At 41.7% G+C, this 17161-nt stretch carries 18 protein-coding genes; 3 read left to right on the forward strand and 15 right to left on the reverse strand.

The features are described 5' to 3' along the window. Positions 1-220: 220 nt before the first annotated feature. The 9 genes from nox to I2432_RS05600 all read right to left on the reverse strand — a co-directional run bounded on the left by nox (position 221) and on the right by I2432_RS05600 (position 8241). Positions 221-1588, reverse strand: coding sequence for a H2O-forming NADH oxidase (gene nox / locus I2432_RS05560; protein ID WP_111678147.1), 1368 nt, complete (start codon positions 1586-1588; stop codon positions 221-223). A gap of 250 nt (positions 1589-1838) precedes the next feature. Continuing rightward, entirely contained in the window at positions 1839-2441 is a 603-nt protein-coding gene (locus I2432_RS05565) for a lysozyme family protein (RefSeq protein ID WP_206158644.1), read from the reverse strand. Further along, positions 2442-3419, reverse strand: coding sequence for a nucleoid-associated protein (locus I2432_RS05570; protein ID WP_196819608.1), 978 nt, complete (start codon positions 3417-3419; stop codon positions 2442-2444). Between the two features lie 2 nt (positions 3420-3421). Continuing rightward, positions 3422-4681, reverse strand: a complete 1260-nt coding sequence (glyA, locus tag I2432_RS05575) for a serine hydroxymethyltransferase (protein ID WP_206158645.1) — start codon at positions 4679-4681, stop codon at positions 3422-3424. A gap of 11 nt (positions 4682-4692) precedes the next feature. Beyond that, positions 4693-5124 carry a GNAT family N-acetyltransferase gene (locus I2432_RS05580; RefSeq protein ID WP_206158646.1) on the reverse strand — a complete coding sequence of 144 codons (432 nt, stop codon included), beginning with the start codon at positions 5122-5124 and terminating at the stop codon, positions 4693-4695. 13 nt (positions 5125-5137) lie between these two features. Beyond that, a complete protein-coding gene (locus I2432_RS05585; RefSeq protein WP_206158647.1) occupies positions 5138-5731 on the reverse strand; it encodes an L-threonylcarbamoyladenylate synthase in 594 nt (197 codons plus the stop codon). Further along, a complete protein-coding gene (gene prmC, locus I2432_RS05590) occupies positions 5703-6551 on the reverse strand; it encodes a peptide chain release factor N(5)-glutamine methyltransferase (protein WP_206158648.1) in 849 nt (282 codons plus the stop codon). Before prmC ends, I2432_RS05585 begins: the two co-directional genes overlap by 29 nt. Then, positions 6548-7630 carry a peptide chain release factor 1 gene (gene prfA, locus I2432_RS05595; protein ID WP_014622900.1) on the reverse strand — a complete coding sequence of 361 codons (1083 nt, stop codon included), beginning with the start codon at positions 7628-7630 and terminating at the stop codon, positions 6548-6550. The genes prmC and prfA overlap by 4 nt, the downstream gene beginning before the upstream one ends. Positions 7631-7671: 41 nt before the next feature. Further along, entirely contained in the window at positions 7672-8241 is a 570-nt protein-coding gene (locus I2432_RS05600; RefSeq protein WP_206158649.1) for a thymidine kinase, read from the reverse strand. A gap of 188 nt (positions 8242-8429) precedes the next feature. Between I2432_RS05600 and I2432_RS05605 the strand changes: the two genes are divergently transcribed. Both I2432_RS05605 and I2432_RS05610 read left to right on the forward strand, forming a co-directional pair. Beyond that, positions 8430-8615, forward strand: coding sequence for a 4-oxalocrotonate tautomerase (locus I2432_RS05605; RefSeq protein WP_012515655.1), 186 nt, complete (start codon positions 8430-8432; stop codon positions 8613-8615). 54 nt (positions 8616-8669) lie between these two features. Continuing rightward, complete coding sequence (locus I2432_RS05610) at positions 8670-9611, forward strand: FAD:protein FMN transferase (RefSeq protein WP_206158650.1); 942 nt, start codon at positions 8670-8672, stop codon at positions 9609-9611. A gap of 280 nt (positions 9612-9891) precedes the next feature. Here the strand turns inward: I2432_RS05610 and I2432_RS05615 are convergent, their stop codons facing one another. From I2432_RS05615 to I2432_RS05630, 4 genes are all read right to left on the reverse strand, one after another. After that, complete coding sequence (locus I2432_RS05615) at positions 9892-10473, reverse strand: xanthine phosphoribosyltransferase (RefSeq protein ID WP_206159086.1); 582 nt, start codon at positions 10471-10473, stop codon at positions 9892-9894. A 185-nt stretch (positions 10474-10658) separates the two neighbouring features. After that, on the reverse strand, positions 10659-11642 hold the full coding sequence (gene guaC, locus I2432_RS05620; RefSeq protein ID WP_012679550.1) for a GMP reductase: 984 nt from the start codon (positions 11640-11642) through the stop codon (positions 10659-10661). 361 nt (positions 11643-12003) lie between these two features. Next, complete coding sequence (locus I2432_RS05625) at positions 12004-13536, reverse strand: ABC transporter permease/substrate-binding protein (RefSeq protein ID WP_206158651.1); 1533 nt, start codon at positions 13534-13536, stop codon at positions 12004-12006. Continuing rightward, positions 13529-14257, reverse strand: coding sequence for an ABC transporter ATP-binding protein (locus I2432_RS05630; RefSeq protein ID WP_043029751.1), 729 nt, complete (start codon positions 14255-14257; stop codon positions 13529-13531). Before I2432_RS05630 ends, I2432_RS05625 begins: the two co-directional genes overlap by 8 nt. Before the next feature lie 254 nt (positions 14258-14511). On the opposite strand from I2432_RS05630, the gene I2432_RS05635 reads away from it, so the two are divergent. Continuing rightward, entirely contained in the window at positions 14512-15198 is a 687-nt protein-coding gene (locus tag I2432_RS05635) for a multidrug transporter (protein ID WP_206158652.1), read from the forward strand. A gap of 103 nt (positions 15199-15301) precedes the next feature. On the opposite strand, the gene I2432_RS05640 is transcribed toward I2432_RS05635, so the two are convergent. Both I2432_RS05640 and pta read right to left on the reverse strand, forming a co-directional pair. Then, entirely contained in the window at positions 15302-16060 is a 759-nt protein-coding gene (locus tag I2432_RS05640) for an SDR family NAD(P)-dependent oxidoreductase (RefSeq protein ID WP_206158653.1), read from the reverse strand. Between the two features lie 99 nt (positions 16061-16159). Further along, on the reverse strand, positions 16160-17161 hold the full coding sequence (gene pta, locus I2432_RS05645) for a phosphate acetyltransferase (RefSeq protein ID WP_012677915.1): 1002 nt from the start codon (positions 17159-17161) through the stop codon (positions 16160-16162).

Genomic DNA, 17161 nt, shown 5'->3' on the forward strand with positions numbered 1-17161 from the left:
TGTGATAAACTATGTGCCTTTTGTGCCGTACTTTTCTTCTTTCGCTATACAATAGGCTTGAACACCTTTATTTTATCGCGTTTGGAGTTTTTTTGGGTATAACCTTCGTCGCGCACCCGCATAGCGGGTGGTTTATTGTTTCACACCTGCGGTGTGAAACGGACTAAAAGTCACATAAAAAAAGGCAACCAGCTTTATGAGCTGGCTGCTTATTAGCTTGTTATTCAGCACCAAGTGCTGCCATTGTAATGTAGTTATATGGCTTGTTAAAGTGCGGTAAGAAGAAAATATCAGTCAAGGCTAATTTTTCAATGGTCACTCCTTCTTGGATAGCAAGTGAGAACATATGAATTCCCATTGAAATATCTTCATGTGAGGCCATTTGAGCACCTAGAATACGACGTGATTCCTTATCGTAGACAATCTTAATGGTTACTTGAAAGTTACCATGCTCAATAAATTCTGGTTTTTGGTTGTCAGTGTATTCTGTTACTGCTGCATCAAAGCCAAGACATTTTGCTTTTTCAAGGGTTAAGCCGGTTGATACCATGTGCAAGCCGTAAATTGAGATACCATTTGATCCTTGCACACCAATGCCTTCAAGAGCTGTGCCACAAGCGTTATGAGCTGCGACAATCCCTGTACGAACAGCATTTGAAGCAAGGGCAATGTAATTAGTATCACGTGTTGCATTGTCATAGATGGTTGCACAGTCACCGATTGCATAAATTCCTGGAATAGATGTTTCTTGGTGTTTGTTAACAAGGAAAGCACCATTACGGAAAAGCTCAATCTTGCCAGCACCAAGGGCTGTATTTGGACAAAAGCCAACTGCAAGGATAACCATATCAACATCGTAGACATTCTTATCGGTGATAAGCTTTTCAACCTTACCATCACCAGCAACCTCTTGCACAGTTTCACCAAAGGCTAATTGAATGCCATGCTCTTCAAGATTTTTAGACATGACATCTGTCAAATCACGATCATAGTAGCCTGCTAGGCAGGTATCAGCAACATCAATCAGAACAACCTCTTTACCCTTACGCTGGAAGGCCTCTGCAAGCTCTACACCAATATAGCCAGCCCCAACGACTGCTACACGCTTGATGTCTTTATTTTCTAATTTTGAAATAACGTCTGCTGAATTTTGGTATAGTTTAACGAATTGAAGATTTTCAAGTGTTGCTTCAAACTCTAATGAGCCCTCTTTGATTTCTGCGCCTTTAATTGGTGGCAAGATTGGCTGTGAACCAGTTGCAAAAATTAATTTGTCATATGACTCAACATGCTCTTTGCCATCAACAAGGGCTGTCACTGTTTTAGCATCGTAGTCAATAGATTGAACTGGTGATTCCATGTAAACCTTAGCGCCAAGAGATTCTAGCTCTTCCTTATTTGAATAGAATAAGCCTTCTGGACCTGAAATTTGCTCACCAATCCAAAGTGCCATACCACAGCCCAAGAATGAAATATTCGAGTTTTGGTCAAACACAACAATCTCATTAGCATCACCATAGTTTGTTAACATAGTCTTGATACATGCTGTACCTGCGTGGTTTGCACCGATCACAACGATTTTACTCATATGATTATGTTCCTCATTTCACAATTTATATTAGGTCTCTATTATAACATAGGGGAAAAGCGCTTCCAACTAAAATGCTCATGTTTCTTGCTTTTTTCTACTGTTTTTTAGTCAATAAATAAGACAGCTTATCATTTGTTGAAGGGTAATATAAAAACCTGTTTACTTCAGTCAAGTCTTGACGAGGTTTTTGCTCAACTATTTTCCCAGATTTATGACATGACCGAGCTCATTTTTTTGTCATTACTCTCTAAAAAAGACTCATGAGCTCAATCAAGTAGAGATTGACATGTACCTCTTGAGCATAATAAATATTACCACCGTTGCAATAAAGCTTTCCACCAGAGAGGAGGGCTAAGGGGTGGTAATAAAAATAGGTCTGTCCGGTAGTATTTCCTAGACTGGGTGCAACAACAGTTCTAGAATAGGTAGTGGCTAGCTCAACTGTATGCTGGCCGCCATTTTTAGCAATATAATCAATATAGGCAGTTCCAAAGTTGTAGGCTTGAATAGCTGTCCAAGAGTCTACACCGGCTTTTTCTGCTAGGGTGAGATTGTGAGACAGCAGTCTGACACCATGCTCAATGCTAGCTTGACTATCAGTGATCGAATTTTTAATGCCTGAGCTGCTTTCGCTTGACTGCATAACGTCAGCTTCTCCTCCCTTAGTTTCCGTGTATATCATGGCTAGTACCAGATCGACGTCTGCTTTGTTACCGTTTTCTGCTAAAATACGCTCTACTGTTGGCTTGTATTGTAGGACTCTGTGCACATTCTTATGAATGGTAACTGCTTCGTACAGGCAAAAAATGAGGAAGACTAATCCTAAGACACGCTTTAACACTCTAAACATTTAGTTATTTTTGATATCCTCTATATTTTTGATCAATATGGAATAGGTTCCGTTGTCATTCAAGATAAACTCTACTGACTCGGCATCTTGATAAACCGCATTAGGAACAAGAAGCTCAATTCCATTTGAAAGCGAAAGCTTTTGCGTCTCTAGCTTTTTAAGCTGTCTAGAGTGATCAATATCACTGACCTGAATAGGTTCTGGAATCATTTCCTTGACCTGATCCACAAAGGTTAACCTTGCAGTCAGGTTCTGGTCAAATAATTGATCTGCTAGCTTTTCTGGAGATAGGGCTGTTTCTTCTTCCAGATTTTTAGCCAGTGCTACTTTCATCTTTGATTGAAAAGCAAAGTCATCTTGGTTAAAATTCTCGGCAACCTTTTGAGCGGTCTGCTCAAGCATTTGAATAGATTTTTTGACAGATTGCTCTGGTGTTACCTTTAGCAGCTTCTCAGAAAAATAATGAGCAAAGCTCCCATTATGCTTCATGCGTTTTTCGATTAAATAGTAATAGCCTGTTTGACGGTTAATGACCAAGGCTTCATCAGGTGCCTGGGTAGGGCTTGGCAAATTATTTTGCGTGATCGTAATAGGATTTTCATGATCGTCTGATAGATGGGCAAAATGCTCTTTTAGGGCAATGCGTAAAAAGGCCAGATAAGGCACTCCTTCCTTATCAAACTGAATAAAAACCAAATCGTTTGTCTTTTGATGTTCAGAAGCGACAAATTCTTCTTTCCAAAGCTTGGCAATTGCTACAGATGTTTCCAAAAGGTCTGTACTAATTGTGGTAAAAAAAGCATTATCAGCTTCCAATTTCCCACGTTTAGCATTATCAGAAAAAACCTTGGCTAATTTTTTGCGAAAATACTCATCAATTCTTGGTGTTATGGCTACTAAAGCATCTGATAAGATCAGCTCGGTATCGTTTGGTGTGAATTGGTGGATCACAATTCCTTTTATATAAATATCTAGCATTGTTAGTTCTTCTTGTATAATGGGAAGGCGTCAGTCAATCGGCGAACCTCATAACGAACCTCTTCAAGGATTTCAGGTTGCTGGTGATTAACCAAGGCCTTGATAATCAAATGAGCAATAGTCCTACTTTCGTCTACTCCCATTCCACGACTGGTAATGGCAGCGCAGCCTATGCGAATGCCTGATGTTTTAAAGGGAGATAGGGTTTCAAAGGGAATAGCATTTTTGTTAAGGGTAATATTAACCTCATCAAGCAAGGCTTGAGCAAGCTTGCCATTTTCAATCACCTTAGTCACATCAACAAGGAAAAGGTGGTTGTCTGTACCGCCTGAGATCAGACGAAAACGATCATCCTTGGCAAAAACCTCTGCCATTGCTGCTGTATTTGCTATAACAGCCCTTGCATAGTCTGTAAAGGCAGGATCAAGCGCCTCCTTAAACGCAACAGCCTTAGCTGCTATCACATGCTCTAAAGGACCACCCTGTAGACCAGGGAAAATAGCTGCATTCATTTTCCTTGCAATCGCTTCATCATTTGTCAAAAGCAGGCCACCACGAGGACCACGAAGGGTTTTATGAGTGGTTGAGGTCACAATATGAGCATAAGGCACTGGATTTTGATGCAGACCTGCTGCAACCAAGCCTGCAATATGCGCCATATCTACCATCAAATAGGCTCCCACCTGATCTGCAATAAAACGAAATTGCTCAAAATCAATCTGCCGAGAATAGGCTGAGGCACCTGCAACAATCAGCTTAGGCTGAACAGCCTTGGCTTGCTTTAGGATAGCTGCGTAGTCCAGCCTTTCAGTTTCCTTATCAACAGTGTAGCCGACAAATTGATAGGTCTTTCCAGAAAAATTCACAGGCGAGCCATGTGTCAAGTGGCCTCCGGCAGCCAAATCCATGCCAAGCACAGTGTCACCAGCATTAATCAGCGCCATATAAGCAGCAGCATTTGCCTGACTACCAGAATGAGGCTGAACGTTTGCATAGGCTGCACCAAAGAGCTTTTTGGCACGCTCGATAGCAAGACTTTCAACAACATCAACATACTCTGTGCCGCCATAATAACGCTTGCTTGGATAGCCCTCAGCGTATTTGTTGGTCAAGACAGAGCCTTGTGCTTGCATAACAGCCTTTGACACCATATTTTCAGAAGCAATTAGCTCAATATTATGCTCTTGCCTGTCCTCCTCAGTCTGAATAGCCTCCCAAAGCTCCTGATCATAGTCCTTATAATTCTCATTGTTAAACATCATTATTGTCTCCTCTATAACAGCTTCATAAATCGTAATTGTGTCTTATCATCTACATAGCTCAGCTTACGGTAAAAGGCATGTGCTTCGGTCCTGTGACTAGCAGAATTAAGTCGAATAAAGCTTGCTTTCTCCTGCTTAGCCTTCTCCTCTAAAGCAGCTAGTAAACGACGACCGATACCTCTACCTTGATGGTCCGGCTTCACTGCTAAAGCCAAAATATTAAAGCCTTTTTCCGAGTAAAGCGATTCGTAGCACTCGGCATGCAGATAGCCTAAGAGTAGATTGGTCTTAGCATCAGCATAGCCCAGCAAATAATGATGCTTATCGAATCTTAGTTTTTCTAATTGGCTTTTTGTCAATTCAAGAGAGACCTTGTATCCTAAGGCTTGATCATTAATGTCACAAATAGCTTGACAATCTGTTTGATGTAGTGGTCTTAGCATAGCCTTACCTCCTCTAAAATGGCAGCTCTGGAACCTTAGCTAATAATTGCTCCTTAGTAATAGCACCTTGTCGTAAAATACTAACCCTAGGTGATGATAAATCCAAAATAGTAGAATCCTTCCCTGTCAAATAGGCATCATCAGCATAACCATCAACCTTTCCATCAAATGCCTTGACAATGTCGTTAAAACATTTTCCACTCTTTGAGCCTGATAGGTTAGCAGATGGGCCAATCAAGGGGCCCGTTGCTCTGATAATTTCAGCTGTGAGAGGGTGACTAGGTAGTCGAAAGCCAACTGTTTTTAGCCCAGAATTAATCCAATATGGCGTCTTGGCATTGGCTTTTAGGATAATCGTAAGCGGACCAGGTAAAAAAGCCTCGTACAGCTTGCTAAGATAGGCAGGCTGCTGCTTAGAAAAAGCCAAAATACTCTCAAAATCAGCAACATTAAGGTTCATAGCCTTGTCACGAGGCCTTTTTTTGAAACGATAAACAGCATTAACAGCCTCTTCATTTAAGGCCTGAGCAAAAAGACCATAAACCGTTTCAGTTGGTAAAATAAGAGCTCCACCAGCCTTAATTGTCTCTATCAAATGTGTTATCATCAACAACCACCATTCTTTCTTTACCCAGCATATCCTTAAGCACTCTGATACGCTTTTGAGGGAAACGCTTGGATAAGAGCCTTTTTAAGCCTTCTCCCTGCTTGTAGCCCATTTCAAAATAGAGCTTGCCACTTGTCGTCAAATAAGCACTAGCATGTTCGATAATGCGCCGGTAAATAGCAAATCCATTTTCAGCAGCAAATAAGGCTAAATGTGGCTCAGATTGATAAACATTCAAGCCAACCTCGTCCTTATCCTCATAGGCAATATAGGGAGGGTTGGAAACAATGATGTCAAACTGACCTGATAGCTTGCTAAAAAGGTCTGACTGCTCAAAGGCTATCTCTACATGATGATCTAAAGCGTTTGAGTAAGCAAGGCTCAAGGCATCAGCTGAAATATCAGAGGCTGTGACCTGCCAGTTAGGTCTTGCTTTTTTTAAAGCAATCGCAATAGCACCACTGCCTGTTCCAATGTCTAAAACAGATTTGCTAGCAGAGTCATTTTCTCTCAGGATAAGCTCAACTAATTCTTCTGTCTCTGGTCTTGGGATTAGCACGCGCGAATCCACTGCAAGCACCAGATCTCTAAAATAAGCCCTGCCTGTGATATATTGTGGCGATACATGCTGGCTAAGCGCTAAAAAAATCCGCTCTAATAAGGCTTGATCCTCTGAAGTGACCTCTTGATTTTGATGAAGCAAAAAATCAAGGCTTGTCCACTGCTTTAATTCTTTAAAAACATAGGCGAGGTTTTCACGATCCTCACCTATGTTTTCTAACCTGTCTTCGTAGGCTCTTAGTTGCTTAGCATAGTTCATTGGTTATTTAGCGATTCTAATTTCTGAGTTTGATCATATAGCACTAAAGCGTCAACAATCTCGTCTAACTTTCCAGATAAAATGGTGTCTAATTTTTGCAGCGTTAGACCGATCCGATGGTCTGTCACACGATTTTGTGGGAAATTATAGGTCCGAATCCGTTCAGAACGATCACCCGTACCGATAGTTGATTTACGCTCTGCGTCCTGCTCGTCCTGTGCGATCTGTGCAAAATGATCTGCTACACGTGCTCGAATAATCTTCATAGCCTTGTCACGATTCTTTTGCTGCGTTCTTTCCTCTTGCATCTCAACCTTGATGTTTGTTGGGAGATGGACGATACGAACAGCGGTTGCCACCTTGTTGACGTTTTGTCCGCCAGCACCAGAAGCATGATAAATATCAATACGAAGATCCTTTGGATCAATGTCGTACTCAACTTCTTCTACCTCTGGCATAACTAAGACGGTTGCAGTTGAGGTATGCACGCGCCCCTGGCTTTCAGTCACCGGGACACGCTGCACACGATGAGCACCTGATTCGTATTTTAGCTTAGAATAAACAGATTGGCCTGAAACCATAGCAACAACCTCTTTAATCCCTCCAACACCATTATAGGAAGCCTCCATTACCTCAAAGCGCCAGCCTTGGCTTTCGGCAAATTTTTGGTACATGGCTAAGAGATCACCGGCAAATAGGGCAGCCTCATCACCACCTGCGGCACCACGAATTTCCAAGATAATATTTTTATCATCATTTGGATCTTTGGGAAGCAGCAAAAGCTTTAACTTGTCCTCATAGGCTTCCTTGGCAGCCTTGGCCTCTTTTAGCTCCTCCTTGGCCATCTCTTCAATGTCAGGATCGCCGCCGGCTTCCTTAATCATCTCCTCAGCGTCATCAATGGATTGGATAATAGCCTTATACTGACGATAAGCTGCTACTGTTTCTCGTGTGCTAGCCTCTTCCTTTGACAGAGCCATAAAACGTTTGGTGTCAGAAACAACCTCCGGATCACTTAATAATTCGCCTAATTCTTCATAACGGTCCTCAACGGCCTGTAATTGATCATAAATATTCATTAGGGGTTATTCTCTCCTCTTTTTACTTGTTTTAGTTATGATTAGATTGGTGGGTGAAAATAATGCTTACGACAAACTGGAATATAGGTCTCATTGCCACCAATTTGAATCTGTGCTCCCTCATAAACGGGCTTACCATGTTCTGTTCGTAACACCATAGTTGCTTTTTTGCTGCAATATTGACAAATGGTTTTTATCTCATCAATCTTATCAGCTAATAGCAACAGGTATTTGGAGCCTTCAAACAATTCATTTTGAAAATCATTTTTCAAACCAAAGGCCATCACTGGAACACTGAGCTCATCAACCACACGTGCCAAATCATAGACATTTTGCTTGCTTAAAAATTGACATTCGTCAATCAACACGCAGTAGGGCTTCTCCTGCAATTCAGCAATAAATGCAAAAATATCCATATCACTCGAAATTGGTACAGCCTCACGACGCATGCCAATCCGACTAGAAACAATGCCAAAGCCACCACGTGTGTCTAGCGCACTTGTCATAATCACAACAGGTTTCCCCTGTTCTTCATAATTGTGTGCTACCTTCAAGATTTCAATGGTCTTTCCTGAATTCATTGTTCCATATTTGTAATATAATTGAGCCAAAATGGAGATTCCTACCTTCTTCTTTTGTCCTACTTATTCTATCATATTTGTCCTTATTTGGCGATTGCCTTATCTGAAAATCTTATCTTCGCAACAGCTAAATCCTGCATACTGTTGAGCTAAGGTTAGGCTTTTTGGAGCTGACATGCTACAATAGAGGTATCATAAAAAAAAGGAGATTGACTATTATGCCATTTGTAACGATTGACCTGTTTGAGGGGCGCAGCCAAGAACAAAAAATTGCCCTAGCGCGTGAGGTGACAGAGGTTGTTTCTCGTATCGCACAGGCTCCAAAAGAAGCGATTCATGTTGTGATCAATGACATGCCTGAGGGGACCTATTTCCCGCATGGTGAGATGAAAACCAAAGCCTAATGCCTAAGTCCCACTTATCCAGGTGTGCTTTTCCTATTTGAAAAGGAGGGCCTGATGATAGCTACTGATCAGATTAAGATGATGGGAACAATCATTGATATTTACATTGACTCATCAAAAGCAAAGCAGCAAGCAGCTACTATCCGAGAGCTACTAACCCTTTACAATCACCGTTTTTCGGCCAATGACGACAGCTCTGAATTAATGGCAATCAACCATATGGCAGGTATTCAGCCTGTGCGTGTGCATTCAGATTTGTTTGACTTAATCTCAATCGGAAAAGAGCACAGCTTGGCTTATCCAAGCAACCTTAATATCACACTTGGTCCTTTAGTGCAAAGCTGGCGCATCGGCTTTTCAGACGCTAAGCTTCCAGATGAAGCAACTATTGATCGCAGACTAAGACTAACCAATCCTAATCATATCATCTTAGATCAAAGCCTTGGAAGTATTTTTTTGAAAGAAAAGGGCATGTCTATCGACTTAGGTGCCCTAGCAAAGGGCTATATTGCTGATAAGCTCATGGCATTTCTTATCAAAGACGGTATCACTGCTGCTCTTATCAATCTAGGTGGAAATGTCCTTGTGCATGGCACCAACAAGCAACGACATAATGGCTTGTTTTACGTTGGGATCCAGCAGACCAATCAAAAAAGAGGACAGCATGTCGGCGTGATTAAGGTTAACAATAAATCTGTAGTAACCTCAGGAATCGGCGAGAGACAATTACAAATCAAAGACAAAACTTATCATCACCTTCTTGATCCTCACAACGGCTATCCTATCAAGACCAATATGGCTAGCCTAACTATTGTCAGCCCATCCTCACTTGATGGTGAGCTATGGAGTAGTCGTCTTTTTGGCTTAGAGCATTCCTTTGTCCTAAGTCAGCTAAATAAGCTGCCTGAGGTGGAAGGCATTATCATTACCAAAGATGGTCAGGTTACTATCTCAGACGGGTTAAAGGGAGCCTTTCGGCTACATTATAAGCACTAAAAATCAGCTAAGTGACACTACCTAGCTGATTTTTTAGATACAAGGTTTACTCCAAGAGACCTTCAATGCCAAGTCATAATTGCCTGTCTAACGACTCATCTCAATAAGAAGAAAGCAGTCAAATCTTGATAGTCTCTACTAATATCGTAAAGCTACAAAGGCGATTTACCCATGACTCACCATAATGCAAAGACTGCAATACCAATGTCCTTTATCACAAGCCAATAGCTACTGAAACAAAGCTGGTGTAGCTATACAAACAAAAAGCTTAATGCAGTTATCAGGCATCGGCCTCTAAAAAGCTTACTGTTCCATTGTCAAAATGCTTAATACGAGCCAATGAGGTGACCTCTACTCCCAAATCCTCAAGCAATTGCCGTCCAGTCTGAAAGGATTTTTCAATGACAATGCCTATGCCAACAGCCTTGGCCCCTACTTGCTGAATAATATCAATCAAGCCCTTTGCCGCTTGACCATTAGCCAAAAAGTCATCAATAATCAAAACCCTGTCTTCTTTTGATAGCAGCCCTCCTGCAATAGAAACAGTGCTTGTCACTTGTTTGGTGAAGGAATAAACCTCTGCTGTTAAAATTCCCTCTGTCATCGTGATATTTTTGTGCTTTTTGGCAAAAATCATCGGAACCTCAAGAGCTTCTGCGGTATAAACTGCTGGTGCGATACCAGAGGCTTCAATGGTGACAACCTTGGTAATGCCCAAATCAGCATATTGATCAGCAAATACTCTACCGATTTCCTTCATCAAGCGATAGTCAACCTGATGTGTTAAAAATTGATCCACCTTCAAAATCGTCTCACCTAAAACAGTTCCATCAGCTAGGATACGCTCCTCCAGTAACCTCATCATGTCTCCTTTTTATCTAAGTCCCTAGAGCCCTGCTGCACATAGGCACAATGACCTATCCAATCAGCAAGCCTAAAAGCTTTACTGGCTACTAGACATTCAGGCGTCCTGTAGACACGCTGTGCTTATTCTCAGTATCAATCAACTTGCTTATCCTTATTTAGACTAGGTCTTTAGCCAAGACTTTAAATAGAGTCACCATTCCAAATAGAATTTTTCACGATAACATAATTCACACGACGCAGGCTCTCCAAATCTCTGCCTCCAGCATATGAGATTGATGACTGTAAATCCTGCTTCATTTCGGTTAAAGTATCAGCTAGATGACCCTTGGTCGGAAGCAAAATCTTCTTACCCTCAACATTTTTATGCTCCCCTTTTTGGTATTCAGAGGCAGAGCCATAATATTCCTTGAAGGACTGTCCGTCGATTTCTACCATCTTTCCTGGGCTTTCAATATGGCCTGCAAAGAGTGAACCGATCATCACCATTGTTGCCCCAAATCGAATCGACTTAGCAATATCACCATGAGTACGGATACCGCCATCAGCAATAATGGGCTTGCGAGCAGCCTTAGCACACCAACGCACAGCAGCCAATTGCCAGCCCCCTGTTCCAAAGCCTGTCTTCACCTTTGTGATACACACCTTGCCAGGCCCAATCCCGACCTTTGTTGCGTCAGCACCAGCATTTTCAAGCTCTCGAACAGCCTCTGGCGTTCCGACATTTCCAGCTATGACAAAGGTCTCAGGCAGTTCAGCCTTAATGTGCTTAATCATTTTGATCACACTATCAGCATGGCCATGAGCAATGTCAATCGTGATAAACTCAGGTGCGTCTTCCTTTAAGGAAGAGACAAAATCGTATTCATAATCCTTTACACCAACCGAAATAGAGGCGATGAGCTGTTGCTCATGCATGCGCTGGATAAAGGGCTTGCGACCCTCCTCATCAAAGCGGTGCATAATATAGAAATAACCATCTCTTGCCAACTGCTCTGCAATTGTTTCGTCAATAATGGTTTGCATGTTGGCGGGAATAACAGGTAGCTTAAAGGTATAATTACCAAGTCTTACACTTGTATCTGCTTCTGAACGACTATTGATGATACATTTGTTAGGAATTAATTGAATATCCTCATAATCAAATACAGGCATGTCATTAAACATCATTTCTCTCCTTTTTCAACATTCAGCTACTAATCCAGCAAGGACTTCCCTGATCTGCAGCTGACATAAGCTTCTATATAAAATGACCTTCCTATGACCTCAAGCTTGTCCGAGGCATCGCTAGGTAAAATGTTACCTTTCCTTAATTTATTTTATCTTTTTGTTTATGTTTCGTCAATTTTTAAAGATTTTTTTAGATGAATGTTCGGTTTTTATTTATTTTAAGATTCCAGTCCTTAGCTACTAAACCAATAACCACACATCAAACGAGCGGTTATTTGGCACACACCTTGCAGAGCCAGACAGACTAAAAATCACATAAATAAAGCATGCCAGTCCAGAATAAGACTAGCATGCCTGCTTATTTGGTTCTTGCAATAAGACCGGCCTTGACAAGGTAGTCATGTGCCACAAGGCTAGCTGCTCTGCCCTTTACGGACACCTCATAGTTCATTGCTTGCATCTCCTCTTCAGTAATCTTTCCTGATAACTGATTGAGAATCGTTTTGAGATGTGGGTGCTTTCTTAGTAAGGAAGCCTTCATCAATGGCGCTCCTTGATAAGGTGGAAAGAGCTGCTTATCGTCCTTTAAGACTCGAAGCTGATATTTCACGATCTCAGCATCAGTTGAATAAGCGTCTGTCAGCTGAATGTTTTCTGACCGAATGGCTTGGTACCTAAGAGCTGGCTCCATCGTTGCAACTGATAAATGTAGACCATACTTATCCTGTATGCCCTTATAGCCGTCCTCTCTATCCTTAAATTCTAGTGTAAAACCAGCCTTTAGCTGTTTTTCATATTTCTTCACATCTGAAATACTTTGAATGTTAAATTCGTCAGCTATTTTTTCAGGCATCGCCACTGCATAGGTATTTTGATAGGCAAAGGGCTTTAAAAGCGTCAACTGATCCTGCTCAGCAATCCCCTCCTTAGCAGCTAAGTAAACCTGATTAGGATCATTAGAAAGCTTGGGCTTTTTCTTTAATAGGCTAGAGGTGATGGTTCCTGTAAATTCTGGATAAATATCAATATCTCCTGATTTAACCGCTTCGTATAAAAAGCTTGTCTTGCCAAAATTAGGCTTCAACTCAACCTTAAGCTTGGACTGATCTTCAATCAGCTCTTTATAGATATTGATCAAAATATCCGGCTCTACTCCTAGCTTGCCAGCAATCACCAGAGTATTTGACTGATTAACAAACCGCTTGACAAACATAGGAGTATAAGAGATTAAGAGCAGCAACAAGGTCGCAACAAAGCTTATCGTAATACGCCTCAGCGAGGCCTTCTCAAGGTATCTTAAAAGACTGTTAAACACTATCGCAAGCAAGGCTGACGACACAGCACCGATCACAATCAGCTGAGCATTATTACGATCAATCCCTAGTAGGATAAAGGTCCCTAAGCCGCCAGCTCCAATCAAAGAAGCTAGGGTGGCTGTTCCAATGATCATCACCGCTGAGGTCCGAACACCTGACATAATAACTGGCATAGCAATAGGAATTTCAAATATTTTCAATCGTTCCCACTTGGTCATTCCAAAGGCTGTTCCGGCCTCTACAAGACTTGGATCAATAGCATTTAAGCCTGTAATCGTATTTTGTAAAAAAGGAAATATGGCATAAATAACCAAAGCTGTCACAGCTGGAGCAGTTCCGATTCCCATTAGAGGGATAAATAGTCCCAACAAGGCTAAGGAAGGAATGGTTTGAAAAACGCCTGTCAGCTGCAAGATGATATTTGACCAGCGCTTGCTTTTACTCAGCAGAGCCGCAAGCGGAATACCTATCAGCAAGGCAACTAACAAAGAAAGAAGAGAAATCTGCAAATGCTCTCCTAAAGCCCTTGTCCAATCGCCAAAACGATCCCAAAAGGTCATCAGTAAACTAGGCATAATCACGACCTCCAAATAGACTGGCTACAAAGTCATTAGCAGGAGCAGCTATGATCGCATCTGGTCGATCCAGCTGAACAATTTGGCCCTCATTTAAGACAGCCACACGATCTCCAAGCTTGATGGCCTCATCAATATCATGAGTAACAAAGACAATTGTCATATCAAACTCCTTATGGAGGCTTAGCATCAAGTCCTGTAATTGCTTGCGTGAAATGGGATCCAAGGCTGAAAATGGCTCGTCCATTAACAGCACCTTGGGGTGAGAAATGATGGCACGAACAATGCCAATCCTCTGCTGCTCTCCACCAGATAAATCACTTGGATAGCGATTTAGATAATCCTTTGCAGGCAATCCAACCTTATCTAACAATTCCTCTGTTTTAGTTCTAATCTCTTTTTCTGACCACTTTTTCATCTCTGGAATGATAGCGATATTTTCAGCAACTGTGAGATTTGGAAATAGAGCAATTTGCTGAAGGACATAGCCAATAGACAAGCGCATGTCTCGCAAATCTAGCTCTTTTTGCGGTCTTCCATTTAATAGAATTTCACCAGAGCTTGGTTCAGTAAGGCAATTGATCATTTTTAAGAGTGTTGTTTTGCCAGAGCCACTTGGACCGACCAGCACAAAAAATTCGCGATTCTGTATTTGAAAGCTTTGCTCCTGTAGCACCTTGGTGTGACCAAAGGTTTTGGAAACATTATTAAAACGTATCATAGATTCTCCAATTGATTGATAGAGGGGGTTATCTCAGTGCTAAGAAGAGTGATTACCTAATAGGCACAGCAGCCTAGTCTAAGCCTCATATTATCTTCTTATTTGATTTATTATAAAAAGTTTAAACTAACAAGTCAACTAGTTTGCTTTAATCATTTTTTCATATTGCTTTCTTTTATTAAACTATCAGCTAAGCCTGTAGACTGAAAGACTGTTTCATTGCTATTTAAGCAAAATAAAGCTATGATAGCCTTATGACTAAAATGATTTATACCCTGGCTTTAGTTGATGATAAAAATAGTCTGCAAAATACTTTTTTTACCACCTTATCACAAAGGTTTAGCTATCTGTTTCATATCACCATTGTCCGTCAGCTGACTGCTGAGCAGCTCAAAAAGGCTCAGGCTATTTTCACCTTTCAGGATCTTGAAGCCTCGCTGCCTGTGCTTTATTTTAATCAGGCAGACAAAGAGCAAGGCTTTACCGTTAGTGATCATACCTTTACTGACGGGCAGCAGGCTTTAGAACTCGCTAAATACCTCACGCAATTTTACCAAGCCTTAGCCCCACATTTTTTAACCTATCTTCCACTTCAGGCTAGAATTGCTGATCATCAGGGGCAGATTGTCTTTGATAATCATCGCTTCAATGGCAGCTTTTTTGCTTCTGATGAGCATGATGTCATTGAGGATTGGATCTTGACTGATTTACACAAGGCGGCAACTGGCAGTAAGCTGTATCTTATTCCGACTGCTTCACAGGACCATATTTATATGCAGCAATATCAGGCCTTGTACGATGATAGCAAGCAATTTGTCGGGGTCTATGACACGATTTTGGACTTCAAGCCTATGCTTCAGCACTATTTGGAAGAAACAGGGCAGGCCATTGTTGGGTGGTCAGATGTCACATCTGGACCTTCTCTTTCAGATCATTTCTAAGAAAAGCTAGAAAAAAGACTTAAAGCCAAGCTCCTTCATAGCCTGACTTTAAGTCTTTTTGGGCTACACTTCGACAGTACTTTTACAGCTGCACTTGCAGTTCTTAGTCATGACGACTAACAGGCTGAGGGCCATAGCTTTGTGAGACAGGCATCATTTCCACGCGGTTAATGTTAACATGCTCTGGCTGATTAATAATCCATGAGACGGTGTTTGCGATATCTCTTGGCTGGATAGCATGTGCACCTGCATAAAGTGCTTCAACACGCGCTTGGTCACCATTAAAGCGAACATGAGAGAACTCTGTTCCCTCACAAAGGCCAGGCTCAATATTGGTCACCCTGATCTTTGTTCCTACTAAATCTGCCCTTAAATTAAGCGAAAACTGCTTAACAAAGGCTTTTGAAGCCCCATAAACATTAGCTCCCGGATAGGGAATAGTCCCAGCAGTTGAGCCGATATTGATGATCATGCCATTGTTGGTGCTTACCATCTGCGGTAATACCTGACGTGTTAAATAGATAAGCCCGATGATATTGGTGTTAACCATGGTTAGCCAGTTGGCTACATCAGCCTCATAGGCCTTGCCAAGTCCTAAGGCTAGTCCTGCATTATTGACTAAAATATCAATGGCCTGCCATTCTTTAGGTAATGCTGCAAGTGCTCTATCAATAGCAGCGGGCTTTGAGACGTCCATTTGAAGCGGGTAAAACCTCTCAGAACCAAAAATATCTTCTAGCTCTCTTAGCTTTTCTATGCGACGAGCTGCTCCGATCACCTTGATGTTTTGGGCTATTAACTGCTCTGCAATGGCTTTACCAAAGCCAGCAGAGGCGCCTGTTACTAATGCAATCTTTGTCATTTCCTTCCTCACTTTCTGAAAAAACGAGCTGGCTTATCCAACTCGTTTTAAGCAACATCTACTATAGCTAAGCCTTGTGAACTTAATGGCTATTAGCAGTTAATTGATAGACTCATTTTCAAGCGCTTGCGCTGCTGTAATAATAGCTAGCTTGTAAATATCCTCTGCACTAGAGCCACGTGATAAATCATTAACAGGCTTGTTCAATCCTTGCAGGATTGGTCCGATAGCATCAAACATGCCTAAGCGCTGAGCAATCTTATAGCCAATATTTCCAGACTGTAAATCCGGGAAGACAAAAACATTCGCATGGCCTGCCACTGATGAATCAGGGGCTTTGATCGCTGCTGTACTTGGTACAAAGGCTGCGTCAAATTGAAGCTCACCGTCTAAAGCAAGCTCTGGCCTCAATTCCTTAGCAATACGGACGGCCTCTTGAACCTTTTCAACCTGTGGGGCTTTAGCAGAGCCCATTGTTGAAAAGCTAAGCATGGCAACCTTAGGATCAATATCAAAAATTTTCGCAGTATCTGCTGTGTTTACCGCAATTTCTGCGAGTTCTTGAGCAGTTGGGTCAATATTAATGGCACAATCAGCAAACACTAAACGCTGCTCTGTATTTTCACGATTCATCAAAAAGACACCTGATGTTCTAGAAATGCCCGGCTTTGTTTTGATGATCTGAAGCGCTGGACGCACCGTATCCGCTGTTGAATGAATAGCCCCTGAAACCATACCATCTGCTAAGCCCAGCTTAACTAACATCACACCAAAATAGTTAACATCTCTAAGCAGTCTATCAGCATCTTCAAGCGTTGCCTTGCCCTTACGAAGCTCTACAAAGGCTGCTTTCATTTTCTCAAAATCAGCATAATCATTTGGATTGATGATGGTGTAATGCTGATCAGCAAAGCCCAGCTGTGTCAGAAGGCTGCGAATGTCATCTGCCTGACCAAGGATAATTGGCTCAACAAGTCCTTCAAACTTTAGACGTGCTGCCGCACGTACAACACGCTCATCATTTCCCTCAGGGAAAACAATTTTCATGTTTTTACCGACAATTTTTTCCCTTAAACCACCAAATAAATTACGAATACTCAT

The sequence above is a fragment of the Streptococcus equi subsp. zooepidemicus genome (assembly GCF_015689395.1).
Lineage (GTDB): Bacteria > Bacillota > Bacilli > Lactobacillales > Streptococcaceae > Streptococcus > Streptococcus equi.

Coding starts and splice junctions, on each gene's coding strand:
- nox (WP_111678147.1), bottom strand. CDS start 1,588: ATGAGTAAAATCGTTGTGATCGGTGCAAACCACGCAGGTACAGCATGT.
- I2432_RS05565 (WP_206158644.1), bottom strand. CDS start 2,441: ATGTTTAGAGTGTTAAAGCGTGTCTTAGGATTAGTCTTCCTCATTTTT.
- I2432_RS05570 (WP_196819608.1), bottom strand. CDS start 3,419: ATGCTAGATATTTATATAAAAGGAATTGTGATCCACCAATTCACACCA.
- glyA (WP_206158645.1), bottom strand. CDS start 4,681: ATGATGTTTAACAATGAGAATTATAAGGACTATGATCAGGAGCTTTGG.
- I2432_RS05580 (WP_206158646.1), bottom strand. CDS start 5,124: ATGCTAAGACCACTACATCAAACAGATTGTCAAGCTATTTGTGACATT.
- I2432_RS05585 (WP_206158647.1), bottom strand. CDS start 5,731: ATGATAACACATTTGATAGAGACAATTAAGGCTGGTGGAGCTCTTATT.
- prmC (WP_206158648.1), bottom strand. CDS start 6,551: ATGAACTATGCTAAGCAACTAAGAGCCTACGAAGACAGGTTAGAAAAC.
- prfA (WP_014622900.1), bottom strand. CDS start 7,630: ATGAATATTTATGATCAATTACAGGCCGTTGAGGACCGTTATGAAGAA.
- I2432_RS05605 (WP_012515655.1), top strand. CDS start 8,430: ATGCCATTTGTAACGATTGACCTGTTTGAGGGGCGCAGCCAAGAACAA.
- I2432_RS05610 (WP_206158650.1), top strand. CDS start 8,670: ATGATAGCTACTGATCAGATTAAGATGATGGGAACAATCATTGATATT.
- I2432_RS05615 (WP_206159086.1), bottom strand. CDS start 10,473: ATGAGGTTACTGGAGGAGCGTATCCTAGCTGATGGAACTGTTTTAGGT.
- guaC (WP_012679550.1), bottom strand. CDS start 11,642: ATGTTTAATGACATGCCTGTATTTGATTATGAGGATATTCAATTAATT.
- I2432_RS05625 (WP_206158651.1), bottom strand. CDS start 13,536: ATGCCTAGTTTACTGATGACCTTTTGGGATCGTTTTGGCGATTGGACA.
- I2432_RS05630 (WP_043029751.1), bottom strand. CDS start 14,257: ATGATACGTTTTAATAATGTTTCCAAAACCTTTGGTCACACCAAGGTG.
- I2432_RS05635 (WP_206158652.1), top strand. CDS start 14,512: ATGACTAAAATGATTTATACCCTGGCTTTAGTTGATGATAAAAATAGT.
- I2432_RS05640 (WP_206158653.1), bottom strand. CDS start 16,060: ATGACAAAGATTGCATTAGTAACAGGCGCCTCTGCTGGCTTTGGTAAA.
- pta (WP_012677915.1), bottom strand. CDS start 17,161: ATGAGTATTCGTAATTTATTTGGTGGTTTAAGGGAAAAAATTGTCGGT.